The sequence below is a fragment of the Celeribacter ethanolicus genome (assembly GCF_002407265.1).
Taxonomy (GTDB): Bacteria; Pseudomonadota; Alphaproteobacteria; order Rhodobacterales; family Rhodobacteraceae; genus Celeribacter; species Celeribacter ethanolicus.
Window position 1 is genome coordinate 99,910 of record NZ_CP022196.1, and the last position, 14,945, is coordinate 114,854.

The 14,945-nt window shown below is 61.9% G+C and carries 12 protein-coding genes and 1 tRNA gene; 5 read left to right on the top strand and 8 right to left on the bottom strand.

Features of this window, described 5'->3' with window-relative positions; all coding sequences use genetic code 11:
* Positions 1–8: 8 nt before the first annotated feature.
* The 8 genes from CEW89_RS00455 to CEW89_RS00490 form a co-directional block, all read right to left on the bottom strand.
* Positions 9–2,642: a Hint domain-containing protein gene (locus CEW89_RS00455; protein ID WP_096804497.1), complete on the bottom strand. Its 2,634-nt coding sequence runs from the start codon at positions 2,640–2,642 to the stop codon at positions 9–11.
* 280 nt (positions 2,643–2,922) lie between these two features.
* On the bottom strand, positions 2,923–3,861 hold the full coding sequence (locus CEW89_RS00460) for an AEC family transporter (RefSeq protein ID WP_096804498.1): 939 nt from the start codon (positions 3,859–3,861) through the stop codon (positions 2,923–2,925).
* Positions 3,861–4,661, bottom strand: a complete 801-nt coding sequence (locus tag CEW89_RS00465; protein WP_425321015.1) for an MBL fold metallo-hydrolase — start codon at positions 4,659–4,661, stop codon at positions 3,861–3,863. Before CEW89_RS00465 ends, CEW89_RS00460 begins: the two co-directional genes overlap by 1 nt.
* On the bottom strand, positions 4,658–5,446 hold the full coding sequence (locus tag CEW89_RS00470) for a TatD family hydrolase (protein WP_096804500.1): 789 nt from the start codon (positions 5,444–5,446) through the stop codon (positions 4,658–4,660). Before CEW89_RS00470 ends, CEW89_RS00465 begins: the two co-directional genes overlap by 4 nt.
* A 45-nt stretch (positions 5,447–5,491) precedes the next feature.
* Positions 5,492–6,652, bottom strand: a complete 1,161-nt coding sequence (locus tag CEW89_RS00475) for a DNA polymerase III subunit delta' (protein WP_096804501.1) — start codon at positions 6,650–6,652, stop codon at positions 5,492–5,494.
* Complete coding sequence (tmk, locus tag CEW89_RS00480; RefSeq protein WP_066705376.1) at positions 6,649–7,260, bottom strand: dTMP kinase; 612 nt, start codon at positions 7,258–7,260, stop codon at positions 6,649–6,651. The genes CEW89_RS00475 and tmk overlap by 4 nt, the downstream gene beginning before the upstream one ends.
* Before the next feature lie 30 nt (positions 7,261–7,290).
* Positions 7,291–8,460 carry a D-alanyl-D-alanine carboxypeptidase family protein gene (locus CEW89_RS00485; protein ID WP_096804502.1) on the bottom strand — a complete coding sequence of 390 codons (1,170 nt, stop codon included), beginning with the start codon at positions 8,458–8,460 and terminating at the stop codon, positions 7,291–7,293.
* A gap of 74 nt (positions 8,461–8,534) precedes the next feature.
* On the bottom strand, positions 8,535–9,380 hold the full coding sequence (locus CEW89_RS00490; protein WP_096804503.1) for an SPOR domain-containing protein: 846 nt from the start codon (positions 9,378–9,380) through the stop codon (positions 8,535–8,537).
* A 285-nt stretch (positions 9,381–9,665) separates the two neighbouring features.
* Here CEW89_RS00490 and CEW89_RS00495 point away from each other — a divergent pair.
* The 5 genes from CEW89_RS00495 (at position 9,666) to CEW89_RS00515 (ending at position 14,945) form a co-directional block, all read left to right on the top strand.
* Positions 9,666–9,753, top strand: a tRNA-Ser gene (locus CEW89_RS00495).
* A gap of 451 nt (positions 9,754–10,204) precedes the next feature.
* Positions 10,205–10,579 carry a hypothetical protein gene (locus tag CEW89_RS00500; RefSeq protein WP_096804504.1) on the top strand — a complete coding sequence of 125 codons (375 nt, stop codon included), beginning with the start codon at positions 10,205–10,207 and terminating at the stop codon, positions 10,577–10,579.
* 248 nt (positions 10,580–10,827) lie between these two features.
* Positions 10,828–12,738, top strand: coding sequence for a hypothetical protein (locus CEW89_RS00505; protein WP_096804505.1), 1,911 nt, complete (start codon positions 10,828–10,830; stop codon positions 12,736–12,738).
* A 246-nt stretch (positions 12,739–12,984) separates the two neighbouring features.
* Positions 12,985–13,659, top strand: a complete 675-nt coding sequence (locus tag CEW89_RS00510; protein WP_096804506.1) for a BapA/Bap/LapF family prefix-like domain-containing protein — start codon at positions 12,985–12,987, stop codon at positions 13,657–13,659.
* A 20-nt stretch (positions 13,660–13,679) separates the two neighbouring features.
* Entirely contained in the window at positions 13,680–14,945 is a 1,266-nt protein-coding gene (locus tag CEW89_RS00515; protein ID WP_096804507.1) for a TolC family protein, read from the top strand.

Sequence of the window (14,945 nt, forward strand, 5' to 3'; positions counted from 1 at the left end):
CTGTCGGATCACGCCACCAGAAGCTCGGCCTCATGCGCCTTGAGACATTTGCGCGCGGTGTCGCCGTGGCGTGTCGGCATGGAGCGCAGCTCGGGGAAGAGACCGAAAAGCTCGTCACGTGCCGCATCCGCCACGCCGGTCAGCGAGTGATCGGAGACGTGGAAGCTTTCGGTCGCCGCGCCCTCGGCAAAGATCACTTCGTGGCGGTCGAACATCAGGTGGTAATAGCTCACAAGCCCCCCCGGACGCGCGCGGATGGTGGTGCCGTTGACAAGATGCTTGGCGGCGGAAAACACCTCCGAGGCGCCGAACAGCATTTCGGAACGCCAGCCCTGCAACAACATGCGGTGCTGCGGCGAGACGATGAGATCGGCCTCATTGCCAAGCGCGCCTTTCGTGATCTCGATGGGCGCAAAGCGCCCCATGGCGGGCACGGTGCGCGCGCCGACCCAGCGCAGCGGCTGGATGCCGTTGTCCATGGTGATCACCAGATCGCCGGGTCTGAGATCCTCGACGGGGCGGGCGCCATAGGGCGTGGCGATCCGGGTGCCCCTGGCGAAACAGATGATGGTTTCGATGTTGGAGAAGGTTATGACGGTGCCATCCGTCAGCGTCAGCGTGCCGCTTTCCGGGTCGTTTTCGTCATAGACGATGGAGCCGCGATGGTAGAGGTCTTCGCCCAGAGCCGAGAGGTCGAGCACATCTCCCGTCTCGTCGCCGGTCTCTGAGCCGACGATGGTGATCGCATTGCCGTCGAGTTGGGAGGGGTCGATGACGATGGTGTCGTTGCCCTCGCCACCGGTGACCGTGTCGCCTCCACCCGCGTAGATCGTATCGTCGCCGTCACCGCCGTCGATGATGTCGGCGCCCGCGCCACCATAAAGCGTGTCATTGCCGGTGCCACCGTCGATGACGTCGTCGCCGTCGCCGCCATAGATGGTGTCATCACCTTCTTCGCCATAGAGCCGGTCATCGCCGCCCGCGCCGTCGAGGGTGTCGTTGCCCGCACCGCCGTAGAACACGTTGGTATAGGCGTCCGTTCCGGTGCCCTGACCGTCGAAACCGATCAGCGTGTCGTCGTAATCCGACCCGATGATGCCGTCGACGCCCGAGAGCGTGTCGCCCTCGGCATAGCCGCCCGAGGCCGTGCCATCGGCAAGATTGACGGAGACCGCCGCATCCGAGCCGGAATAGTCGATCATGTCCATCCCGGAGCCGCCGGAGTTGACGTCCGCGCCTTCGCCGCCGATCAGCGTGTCATCGCCTGTGCCGCCCGACAGCATGTCGTCGCCTTCGCCGCCGTCGAGCGTGTCGTTGCCGTCTTCGCCATAAAGAGTGTCATTGCCGGTGCCACCGTTAATCGTGTCATTTCCAGTGCCGCCATAAACCACGTCGTCGCCAAGCCCGGAGGCGACGATGTCGTCGCCGTCACCGGCTTCGACCGTATCGTCGTAATCGGTGGTCTGGGCGTCGAACTGGACATCGGAAATCCACACGCCCTGGGTGTTCACGCCTTCGTTGTCGTAATCGACGACGATTCTGGACACCGGGCCGGGGATCTCCACGAGAAGCGAGCCGCTGCCATCGGTGCTGGCCGTGGCGGTGATACCGGTCACGGTGTTGCCGTCGACGGTCATGGCGCTGCCACCGGTGAGGGTGACCGTGACTTCGTTGCCGTCGGCGTCATAGGCTGTGATCGTGATCACATCCACGAAACCGCCGGCGGCGTAATCGAGATCGTTGATCCGGAACGAGACGTTATAGACCTCGTCGCTCACTCCGCTGGTGCTGTCGGTGGCGGCGAAATCCATGGTCATGGTCATGGTGTCGCTGCCCTGATCGGCGACACCGTCGTTGTTGGCGTCATTGTCGCCAAAGAGGAAGAACGAACTGCCGGAATCGAAGGTCTCGCCATTCGCCGTGTCGACATAGACGCTGGCGTCGTAGCTCGTGCCCGTCGGGTCATAAGCCGGCCCCCCGGCACCATCGTCAGTGACGGTGAAGGTCATGGTGACGCCGGCATCCGACAGCGTGCCGGAGCCGTTCATGTAATCCTGACCGTTGCCCAGGTTGTCCCAATGCATCGTGCCGGAGGTATAGCTCTCCGTGTCGATGGTATCGCCGTCCGTGTCACTATAATTTGTGTTGATCGTATCATTGCCGGAGGTGCCGGAGACAATCCCGTCGGCCAGATCCGCAGTCGACACGTAATCGGCATAGGTGAAGCTCGGTGTCGTGCTGCTTCCGCTCGCGGTCCCCGGATTGCTGCTATAGGCGGTGACCTGATACTGGTGACCGTCGATCAGAGGCTGTTCGGAGAGCGTGTATTTGCCCTGGGCACCACCGCCCTCGACATCGAGCTGGACGATCTGAAAGCTTTCGCCCGTGGTCAGGTCGGTGACGGTCCAGACCTGTTCGGCGTCGACATTCACCCCTGTCGAGCTGGTGCTGCCGATGGTGATGTTGCCGGTCGCGGTTTCACGATCGCCCTGAGCACTGTCGTCGGTCAGGGCGCCATTGCTGTCGCTGATGGTGGCCGTGCCGGTCGGGCCGCCACCGGAATAGGTGAAGGTGGACCCCGTCGTGGTGCCGATGACCCCGGCAGGGTCGAAATCGTAAAGCTCAATATCGTAAACGGCCATGATCCTGCACTCGTTTGGCCGGGTCTGTCGCAGGGAACAGGAGACAGCCCGGGCGTCGGTTTTCTTGGTTAACGATTTGCCCGGGCATTGCGGCGGGATTGCGGCAAGAGCGGGTCGAAGCTGTGAAAACCCCTGCCGGGGCCGGGGCGGCTTTGCTGCGAGACAGGATGGATTTCCTTAAAATGCAACCTGAGACCTTTGCCGCAACGCTCTCCTGGGGGGGCGGGCAGGCAAGGCGGTGCCGGATTCCCGGGCTTCGGTCGTGTGATACAGGCCCCGCTCAGGGCAGGAATGCGAGCCAGCACCAGATGGTGAGAATTGACAGCCCGGTGCCGATCAGCACCGAAGAGGCGGCCACACGTTTCGCGACGCCGTACATATTGGCGAAGAGATAGGCGTTCACCCCCGGCGCCATGGCGGCGGTCATTGTGGCGGAGCGCAGCGACGGGGTGGGCAGTTCGAAGACGAAATGCCCGAGCCCGTAAGCGATGGCCGGGTGCAGCACCAGAGAGGCGAAGACAGCCCAGACGATGATCCGCATGTCGCCCTCGGGTTTGTAGCGCAACAGCACGCCGCCGAGGCCGAAAAGTGCCGCCGGGATTGCCGCGCGGGTCATCAGCCCGACCGCATCCCAGACGGGGGCGGGCAGGGGGATATGAGCCAGATTGACGATCCAGCCCGCCGTGATGCCAAGGATCAGGGGGTTGCGCAGCACGGAACGCGCGATCTGCCGCATCAGGCCGAAGCCCGACAGGCCCAGCCCCCGCGTTCGCGCGATCTCCATCGCGGTGATACCGATGCCGTAAAGCAGGGGCGAATGGATCGAGATGATCGCGAAATTCCCTGCGAGCGCCGCCTCGCCATAGGCACGTTCGGTGATCGGAATGCCCAACAGGAGTGAATTGGAGAACAGACCGATGAAGCCGATGGCTACGGCATCCGTCAGGTCGCGGTCAAACAGATAGCGCGCGCCCAGAAAACAGAAAAGCCCGCCCGAGAGCGCGCCTGCGTAAAAGGAAATCAGGATCGGCGGGTGAAAATTCTGGCCGAGATCCATCTTGGCAATGCCGGAGAAGAGCAGGAGCGGCACGGCGAAATTCTGGGCGAATTTCATCACGCTGTCGACCAGCTCGTCGCTGACCCAGCCTTGCCGGCGCGCCAGATACCCATAGCCGATGACGAGAAAAACCGGAAGAATGACCTCGATCAGCGCCTGCATCAGAGCGCTCCTGTGATCTCGATCACCATCCCGTCGTAAGCGGGGGTGACGTGATCCGGGGTCTCCTCAGCCACGGTCGCGTAATCAATGTCGATATGCATATTGGTCAACACGCCCTGCCTTGGCGCGGCGCGTTCGATCCACTGAAGCGCCAACTCAAGATGCGCGTGCGACGGGTGCGGCTTGTAGCGCAATGCGTCGATCACAAACGTGTCGAGCCCTGCCATGAGCGCCCAGGTCGGCTCATAGATGTCCAGCACGTCGGGGATATAGGCGAGATCGCCGACGCGGAACCCTTTGGCGTCGATCTGGCCGTGATTGACCTGCAACGGCGTCAGCGTCACCGGCCCGCCGGGGCCGTCGATGGTGACCGGTCCGCGAATGGCATGCAGATCCAGAATGGGCGGGTAGTTCGACCCTTCTGGCTGGACAAAGGCATAACCGAACCGGGCGATCAGATCGTTTTCCGTCTCGCTGTCGGCATAGACCTTCACCCGCTCGCGCATGTTGAACACGATCTGGCGCAGGTCATCGAGCCCGTGCATGTGATCGGCGTGGGAGTGGGTGAACACCACCCCGTCGAGCCGCGACACGCCGGCGTTCAATAGCTGTTGGCGCATGTCCGGCCCGGTGTCGATCAACACGCTGGTGGTGCCGTCCGGGCCGTCGCGTTCGATCAGTGCGGAGCAGCGCAGGCGGCGGTTCTTCGGGTTCTGCGGGTCGCAATCGCCCCAGATATTGCCGATCCGCGGCACACCGCCCGAGGAGCCGCAGCCCAGAATGGTGAAACGTGCGCTCATAATTTGGCTTTCGTGAAGAGGCGTTCGAAATTCGCCTCGGTCAGCGCCGCGAATTCGGCATAGCCCATCTCAAAGGTCTCGGCAGCGCGCGCCGCTGTGTGCGCCGTATAGGCCGGTTCATTGCGTCGACCGCGATGCGGCGGGGGCGCAAGATAGGGGCTGTCGGTCTCGACAAGAATACGGTCGCGCGGCACGGCGCGGAAGATGTCGCGCAGCTCTTTTGAGCGCGGAAAGGCCGTAATGCCCGACATCGAAATGTAAAACCCCCAGTCCATTGCCGCCAGCGCAAACTCTTTCGAGGCGGTGAAGCAATGCAATACGCAAGGATAGGCGCCTTTGCGATATTCTTCGCCGAGAATCTCCATCGCATCTGCATCGGCGTCGCGGGCGTGGATGATCAGCGGCAACTGCGTTTCGCGCGCCGCTTCGATGTGGATGCGCAGGCTTGTCTTCTGAACCTCCGCGCTCTCGGCGGTGTAATGATAATCGAGCCCGGTTTCGCCGATGCCGACGAATTTCGGATGTTTGGCCAGCGCGAGCAACTCGTCCACCGTTGCCATCGGCTCCTCTGCCGCCGACATCGGATGCGTGCCCGCCGCCCAGAACACCGGACCGAAGCGCTCGGAAATCGCGCGCACCTGATCGACCTGCCGCAGCCGCGTGCAGATCGTCACCATGCGGTGCACACCTGCGTCGACCGCGCGGCTGACCACCTCGGGCAGTTCGTCGGCGAAATCGGGGAAATCCAGATGGCAGTGACTGTCGGTAATGTGGGGAAGGCTCATCGGGTGGTGCTCTGTTCTGCTCTGGCCCTGCCCAAGATCGCCCTGCTATTCGCGCGCGATGCGGCTGGCCGTGTCGTTGATCTTGAATACCATATCGAGGATCAGCGCCGCAGGGTCAAGGTTGACCGCCTTGGCGTGCTGGGCGCGGGCCGACAATTCCTGTTGCAGAACCGCCCAGTCGCGCGCGGCATAGGTGTCGGGCGACAGCCGCAGCATCAACGCCGCCTCGCCGGGCGCGGCCTCGACGATCGGCGGATGCCCCGCGCCGGTGCGCGCCAGACGGGTGAGGAAACGGTCGATCAGCCCGAGAGTCAACTCATAGCGGTCGCTGTTCGCTGCACCGACACAGGCCTCGGCAAGCTTGAGCGCCTGCGAGCGGTCGAGCCGGGGCAGGGTGGCGAACAGCGCCACGATGTCATGATAGGCCTCAAGCCCGCCCAGATTGGTCAAACGCAATGCCTCCCCCACGGATCCGGCGGACAATTCCGCCAAAGCATCCGAGCGGTCTGCCGCATTCGAGCCCGCTGCGTCAAGGGCGCGACCGAGATCTTCGGGCGAAAGCGGGCCAAGGCGCAACTCGCGGCAGCGCGACCGGATGGTGGGCAAAAGCCGGGAGGGCTGGTGCGAGACCAGCAGCAGAAAGGCGTGTTTCGGCGGTTCTTCGAGGGTTTTCAAAAGCGCGTTGGCGGCCGAGACGTTCATCTCGTCAGCGCTGTCGACGATGACGACGCGGCGCCCGCCATCGGTGGCGGACATGTGGAAGAAGGAGTTGAGCTTGCGCACCTCCTCGACGGAAATCACCGTGCCGAAGCGGGATTTCTTGTCGTCCCATTCGCGGCGAATGAGGCACAGACGGGGCTCGGCCAGTTGCGCGGAGCGGCGATAGACCGGGTGCTCGTGGCCCAGTTCCAGCGTGTCGGGGGCAGATGGAGCCTCGCCGAACAACCCGCCGCCCTCTTCGATCGGCTGAGCGAGCAGAAACCGCGCGATGCGCCAGGCGAGCGTGGCCTTGCCGACGCCGCGCGGGCCGGTGATCAGCCAGGCGTGATGCATCCGGTTCGAGTTGAACGCGTCAAGAAAGCTTTCCTCGGCGAGGTTCTGGCCGAACAGCGTGGCGGTCTGGCGCGGATGTGGCGCACCCGGGGCGCAATCCGCCTCTGGGCCCATGTCGATTTCGCCGAGTGCGGAGGGAGATCTCGGGCTCATGCCTTGAGCCTTGCGGTGACAAGTGTCGCGACCTCCGCGGCCACAGGCCCGATGTCGCGCGCTGCGTCGATCACGGTGAAACGCGCGTATTGATCGGCCAGAGCGAGAAAAGCGGCGCGGCATTTCTCCTGAAATTCCAGCCCGAAATCCTCGAAGCGTTCTTCCGAGGTCTGCCGCCCCTTGGCGCGGGACAGGCCGATCTGCGGGTCCATGTCGAACAGGAGCGTCAGATCGGGTTCGACCCCGATCATCTCGTCATGCAGCCGGTTGACCTTGTCCTGCAAATCGCCACGGGTGACGCCCTGGAACACGCGGGTACTGTCCGCAAACCGGTCGCAGATCACCACCTTGCCAGCGGCCAGCGCGGGGCGGATGGTCTTTTCGAGATGGTCGCGACGCGCGGCGGTAAACAGCAGAATCTCGGTTTCCGCCGACCAGCGGTCGGGATCGCCTTCGAGCACGAGGGAGCGGATCTCCTCGGCGCCCGGCGATCCGCCCGGTTCGCGGGTGTGGATCACGTCCACGCCGTCCCTGCGCAGGGTTTCGGCCAGAAGCCGGGCTTGCGTCGATTTTCCCGACCCGTCGATGCCCTCGAAGCTGATGAACATGGCACTCCCGTCAGGCTTTTCAGCGGTTGGTCATTCGGACACGGCCAGACCCGTTTGTCCCTCCAGCTTGTCCTTAAGCACCAGAAACGCTGTGCGCAACCTCGGAGCGATGCCGCCACGGGCAATCGAGCGGTCCGCGACCAGCGGAATACGTGCTTCGGGAAGGTCCTCGCGCGGGATCACAAGTTCGGCCAGCGTGTCGCCCTGGGTGATCGGCGCTTCGAACGGACCGGTGTAGACCACCTCGCCTTTCAGCTCCTCGAGCTGGGCGCCGGGCAGCAGGATCGAGACCTCTTCGGGCGCGACGAGACCGACCTCGGTCTGATCGCCCATCCAGACTTTGGCGCGGGCGAATTCATGGCCTTTTTCCGCTACGGTTTTTTCGGCGAACTGGCGAAAGGCCCAGTTGACGATGCGCTCTCCTTCCTGGGCGCGGTCGGCATCGGTCGCCAGCCCGGAGATCACGAAAACGACGCGGCGCGTGCCCTGGGTGGCGGAGCCGACCATACCATAGCCCGCCTCCTCTGTGTGCCCGGTCTTGAGCCCGTCGGCTCCGATCCCGAGTTTCAGAAGCGGGTTGCGGTTGTGGCGGTTCTGCGGCGCGCGGTTGTCATAGGGGAACTCCTGCTCGCCGAAATAGCCGTAATATTCCGGGAATTCGGAGATCAGGCGCACGGCGAGGATGCCGAGGTCCTCGACCGACATGCGCTGGCCGGGGTTGGGCCAGCCGGAGGCATTGGCGAAGGTGGAGTTCTCCATGCCGAGCGCCTTGGCGCGTTCGTTCATCAGCCGCGCGAAATTGTCCTCGGTGCCCGCAAGCCCTTCGGCCACGGTGACACAGGCGTCATTGCCGGACAGCACGACGATGCCCTGAATGAGTTCCTCGACGGTCGGGCGGTCGGTCTCGTTGAGGAACATGGTCGAACCACCCATGTTCTTGGCCCGGGTCGAGACGGAAAACCGGGTGTCGAGCGTCACACGCCCGTCGCGCAGGGCTTCGAACAGCATGTTGATCGTCATCAGCTTCGACATGGACGCGGGCGGCAGCGGCGTTTGTGCATCCTTTTCCATCAGCACCGTCTGCGTGGTCAGGTCATAGACCCAGACGGCCCGCGCCGCACTTTCAAAGGCGTTGGCGGGCAGGGCAAGGCCCAGAAAGGTGAACAGGAAGGCGAAGCGGAGGGCAAGAAGGCGCAGCATGGAAACGGGCAGGTCCTTATTCGTGCAGATGGTTCGGGCGATTCATGTGAAAAGGGGGCTGTGCGCCCCCTTTCTTAATGCGTGACGGCATAGGCGTCCGTGAAGCCCGCCTTTTTCACTTTTTCGAGAAGCGCTTTGCGCTCGGCACTCGATCCGGCGGGGCCGACGATGACGCGCCAGAAGGATTTGCCGTTCGAGGTGCCGGGTTTGACCATGGCGACGATGCCCTGCGAGCCGAGCATGTCGACCGTGCGCTTGGCATTGGCCTCGACCGAGAAGATGCCGATCTGGAGGAAGGGTTTGTCGAGCGAGGAAGCGGCTTTCGGCGCGGCGGGAGCGGCCGGTTTCGCCGCCGGGGTTGCCTGCGCGGCGGGGGCGTCCATCGCATCAAGCGCGGCGGCGGCATCGGCAATCGGATCGTCGAGCGGCGCTGCGGCGATGGTTTCGGTCTCCGCAATGGTCGCGACGGTTTCGGGCTCCTGCGCCACTTCCTCGCGGCGCAGCGCCGTGACGTTGAGTTCGACCGGCGATCCGGCCAGCATGCCGAGCGCTTCGGCGGCGTCCGACGACACCTGAATGCCCGGCCCGGGGGCCGTGGCTTCGCGTTTGAACAGCGCACCGATGACGAATTTTCCATTGGTCTCGTTGCGGATGATCACGCGCTCGGGGTCGGTCACGTCGGAATGTGCAACCCAGACACCGCCGAGCGAGGGACGTCCGTCCCAGAGCCCCTTGTCGGTTACCTGGAACACATCCGGCGCCTCGACGTCACGCTCCACCAGCTTGGTCGACGTCGCCGTGCTGCCGCTTTGCGGTTTCTTGAAGCTGTCGAGAAAGGATTGTCCGTCCTGACATGCGCCGAGCGCGAGCGTGGCGGTCAGGAGAAGCGCGAGACGCTGTCCGGTCCCTGTCTGTCGCATGATCTTGCCCCTTCGTCGTGCCTTTTGGTGCGGCACGGATTTTATATGTGGTTTATTGGTCTGCTCATGGTTGCACCAAGGCGGAAGGGGCACATGGGCGAACCCGTTGGACACACCTTCCCCGGCGTCTTGCGGGCAGTCTAGCGTTTCGGTCGGAAACAGGAAAGCCCCGCGTGTGCCAGACGGCGAAAAACGGCAAATGCCGGGGCGTGGTCTGTCACATCCCGGGTTTCAGAATCGTAACAAGGGCGCTAAGGCTCTGCGGATCGCAACGCATGCGCTCACGGAGGAGTGGCAGAGTGGTCGAATGCACCGGTCTTGAAAACCGGCGATGTGCAAGCATCCGTGGGTTCGAATCCCACCTCCTCCGCCACCTCATTTTTCACATCATGCAAAAACAATGACTTAAGCGATTTTTGTGCACAAATTTGTGCGACAAATTGTGAAACGTCGTCGACTGTCTCTTACGGCGCCTCAATCGCTCCCATCTATGCGGATTTGAGAGGAGGGGCGGCGTGACCGGGCGCCAAGACACCGGCCTTGAAATACGATGGGCTCAAGCAGAGCAAATCCTAGGGAGCAGAAGGTCGCTGAGCCGCGGAAAAGTCTCCTTGAGGTACTTCGGCACGATCAACACAAGTGGGCCCGGACACGTACTCTGATCTTGCCGACGAGCTTCACTGTGTGGCTGAAAGGGCCGATCTATTGTCCATGTTGAAGGAAGTTCGGATTCGTCTGACATCGCCAAATTATGAATTGCTTGAATGTATACTTTAGTTGTAGCGTTATCTTTAGTTTGTATTTTGCTGAGGCGGTGATCTTCGATGACCTGGTTGAAGAGCGGTCTTTCCTCCCGGGATGATAGGGGGGCTGAGGGCCATGATGTTCTTGTGAAAGCGAAAATCCTTTACGGATGTATGGCGATAGGTCTTGTGATCCCGGTTTTCGCAATTGCCGGGGTGATATCGGCCTATTGGTCTCAAAGAGAAAATTCGATATCCGATGCCCATTTTCTCTATATTATTCGAACATTCTGGATTGGGGCGGCCTTGTTTGGACTCGTTGCACTGGGGGCTTTCGGGAGCGCGCGATTTTACGTTGTGGCGGGCGCAATGGTCTGGGTGGTAACTCGTATCGTCGTGGGGTTTGTGGCGGCATGTTTGGGGCGATACCCATCGGGTGCTGTCGCATTTGCATGATAAAGATGACGTTTTCGGCTCTTCGTCTGTTTTCTCGAAAGGCACTAAGCTTTATGCGCTTGTGGTCTGGATATGCTCTGGTCGAGCATGATGTTGCAAAGGGATAGATTTATACATACTATCGGTGGTAATAGGTCTGCGTTTGCCGCTTTCGGATTCGTTCGTGGTGTGCAATTGCGCGTAGGGCCGGTCTTGTCTTCGTCGTGAGTGCGACAAGATGCGATCACTTAGCATGGAGAGCCTGGAGAGTGGCGAAGGATAAAACTGCGAGCGACGTTGGGGGGCGCAAGGGGGCGGGTGATGCCGCCTCCAGTTTCAGCGCATCCATTCCGAGCGCTTCGAGCGTTTCTTCCTCGAATGGTTCCGGGCAAACCGGCTTTTCCGTCGCAGCCAGTGCGATCGGCATGGGCTTGGCTGCGCAGTCCGGCGGGCTTGGGGCTCAGGCGGCCCCTGTCGCGACCGGGGCCGGCACGTCCAATGCAGTGATCTTTTCCACCGACCAGGGGGCCGTGTCGCCACTGCTCGCCTCTGACGTCACCGTCGAAGACGGTGTTCGTGTCCTGTCCGATTTGAGTGACGGGGCGCTGGTGGCGGGCTTCGAGAGCGACTTGTTCGATGAAGCGAGTCTGGCGGATGTTCTGGATGCGGCGGCAGATGGTGTTGCGCTGTCCGGAGGCGCGATCAAAACGGCCGCCGACATTCCCGTCGCGACCTCTTTGCCGGAAGATGCCAGCGAAGACGGGGTGGCGTCCACCCTGACCGCGGTCACATCCTTGACGCAGACTGCCACGGAAGAGGGTGTCGATCTGCTGGACAGTCTTACGGCGGATGACGGTGTCGTGGGCGGGTTGCTGGACGGCATTGTCGGCGAAGACGGTTTGCTGGACAGTCTGCTGGGCGATGAGGGGTTCATCGACGATCTGCTCGACGCGCTTCTTGGCGAAGATGGTCTTCTCGGCGGTCTTCTGGGCGAGGATGGGTTGCTTGGCGGTCTTGTCGGCGACGAAGGGCTTTTGTCCGGTCTGCTCGGTCAGGATGGCGTTCTGGATTCACTGGTGGGCGAGGGCGGACTGCTGGAAAGCCTTGCCGGAGAAGATGGGCTGCTCGACGCTCTGGTCGAGGTTCTCATCGGGGACGATGGTCTGTTGGGCGGGCTCTTCGGCGATGACAGCATTCTGGACGATCTGCTCGGAGACGTTCCTCTTGTGGGTGATCTCCTTGGCGATGATGGTCTTTTGACGGGCCTTCTTGATCCGCTGCTTGGTGAAGACGGTGTCGTCGCCGGGTTGGTGGGGGAGGACGGCCTTGTGGCGGGCGTGCTCGATGAAATCGTCGGTGAAGACGGTCTTCTCGACGAGTTGGTCGATGATGTGCCGCTTCTCGATCCGTTGCTTGGCTCGGACGGCCTTGTCGGGACCTTGCTCGGAGAGGATGGGCTGGTCGGAACGCTTTTGGGTGGAAACAGTCTCTTGGGCGGTCTGCTTGGAGGCAGTGAAGACACCGCAGCCGTTGAGGACGAAGTCCTTGCCAGTGAAACGGCCGAGATCGCGAGCCCGGTCGACCAGGGGATTGAGGGTGTCGAGGCTGTACCCGAGGCCGTGGAAGCTGTTGTTACGGGGGCCGGGGAGGCTGTGGGTGCCGTTGGTGACGGCGTTTCCGATCTGGTGGACGGCGATGACGGCTTTCTGGATGGCTTGCTTGGCGGGGGCGCTGTCGAGGGCGATCCGGGAGCGGAAGACCCGCTCCTGGCCGGGCTTCTGGGGGATGACGACCCCTTCGGCCTTGCGCTCGATGACGCAACCGTGGGGGCAGGGGATGCCGTTGACGATCTCTTTGCCGGGCTCGCCGGGATTGAAAGTCTTGCAGGGATGCTTGTCGATGGTGGCATCATTGATCCGACAGACACTCACGGTCCGGCTGTGGAATACGACCCGGAGGTTGACGGCCTGTTGAGCGACATCCTTGGGCTCGGCATGGGGGACATTCTCGGTGCGGATAGTGAATTTGGAGCGCTTCTCGATGGGGATGAGGGGGCTGGTGATGGCGGTTCCGACGGCATTCTGGGTGACGCGGTTGTGGAAGAGGCGCTCGGCGCGCTCTTCGGCGATGGCGACGCTTTGCTTTCGGGGCTTGGCGTCGGTGATGAGGGAGACGTTTGAGGATCTGAAATTAAACTTACGTATTGGAATATAGTTCGCATAGCTCTTATCGTGTTGCCTTTGGTGAGGTTTTTGTGCCATTCTATGCAAGGTGTTTATATTCCATTCTTTAGAATAGTTTTCCTATCCCAAATGTGGTGGAAAGCTGTTAGTAGATGATTCCAAGATATACCTTTTATTTGTGCCGCATGGATGCGGGGTCGAGGATTGGGTGTGGCGTTGAAATTCTAGGGGTCGGAGAAATAAATGCCCGTTGAGGTTGTGTTGCGCAGTTATGGTGATGAAGGGGAGTCCCAGCGACAGGTCGCGTCACGCCTTTCTCTTGAGGAGCCGCAGCAACTCTTTCTGTCGGTGTCCGCACAAGATATTTCCGGATATGAAAAAATCGGCACGGATCTGACGGTCGAGTTCGCCTCGGGAGACTCTCTCTACGTCGACGATTTCTTTGTCATGGGCGAGAACGGAGATTACAGCCGTCTGGTCACTCAGGCCGGAGATGTCCTGGTGACCGGACTGATGGCCCCCGAGCCCGAGTTGCAGGCAGGTGCCGATGTCGCAAGCGAAATGTCGGTGTCTGACGCGCCTCAGGCGCCATCAGAGGCGGGCGAGGGGATCGCGCACGAGGGCACCGATCCGCTTTTGCTGGTGGGGGCCGGATTGGCCGGCCTGGCGACATCGAGCGCCGTGGACTTTTTCGACGACAGCTCCTCGCAGGGCGGCAGCCCGAAGAACGCGGCTGTCGATGCGCTTGCGGCAAGCGAGCTTGAGGAGCGCCTGATGGCGATTGATGCCGATGAGGACACTGTCGCGCTTGGCGAGGCGGATGTCGAAACATCACCTGAAATCAATGTTTTGTTTGGCAATTTCACGGATGCCGGTTCCGACCTGCTGTCTGATCTGTTCGCGGAAAATACCTTATGAAACGAGATAGCAGTTCCCGGATGTTCCGTTCCTTTCGCTTGCGCATTGCGCTCGGTGTGCTTGCATCGTCGACTGTTCTGTTGATGTCGAGCGCGGGGTCTTTCGCACAGATGTCGCTTCAGGAAGCCACCCTGATCGCGACCGAACAGGACCCGCAAGTGAATGCGCTGCGTCAGCAGGTCAGCCGCAGGACCATCGAGATTCAGGCTGCGCGAGACGCATATTTCCCTTCGATCAGCCTCTCGGCGGAGAGCAGCACGACCGATGGCGATGGGGCGGGCGTTTCGCTCACTGTCACGCAGGTTCTGTTCGACTGGGGGCTGATCCGCAGTGAGATCAAGGCCGCGTCTCATGTCCGGGTTCAGGCGATTTCCGATCTGAAAATGGCGGTCGAGGATCTGACATTCAACCTGGCGGGCTATTTCCTCGATGTCGAGGTGATGGACCGCAAGATCGCGCGCACCCGCGACTACCTGTCTTTTGCACGCCGGATTGCCAAACAGGCCGAAGATCGGGCCCGCGCAGGTGTGAGCGATGCGGCGGAGGTTGCGCGCGCGCGTCTGGAGATTGTCCGCGCCGAAGATCAGATGGCACAGCTTGTCGCCAACCGTCAGATGGCGCTGTCGCAGCTCGCCTATCTCATCGGGCGCGATCCCGGCGGGGTCGCCGACATTCCCGCGCTCGGTTTCGCGGAGATTTACAAGGACGCCGCGCGACTGAAGACAGCCGTGCGTATTTCCCCTGATTATATTGCCGCCCGCGCTGCGGCGGACGAGGCCGAAGCCGGTGTCGAGACCGCAAAAGCCGCGCGTTTCCCGACGATCTCGCTTCAGGCGCAGGGGCGTGTCGATCTCGATGGTGGCAACAGCCGCACGGCGGTCGGGATTGCGACCAGCATGAATCTGAGTTCGAGCGGTCTGGGGCGGCGCGAAGTTCAGGCGGCGGAGCTGGAGCTGGCCGCGGCCCGGTCGACGATGAGCGGGGTCGAGAAGGATCTGACCAATGCCGCGACCACCGCGCTGGTCAGCCTTGAGATGCTGCGTCGGAGCGAAATGTCCCGCGCAGCGCAACTGACGGAATCCCAGCGGGTCCTCGACACCTATGAACAGCAGTTCATCGGCGGTCAGCGCGAATTGATTGATCTGCTGACCACGGGGCGCGATCTCTACGATGCCGAGATTGAACAGATCGACAGTTATGATGAACGCAAACGCACGGAATACGAGACCGCGCGCGACCTTGGTGTGCTGGGGACATTGATCCTGTCGTCATCGGTCGGACAATGA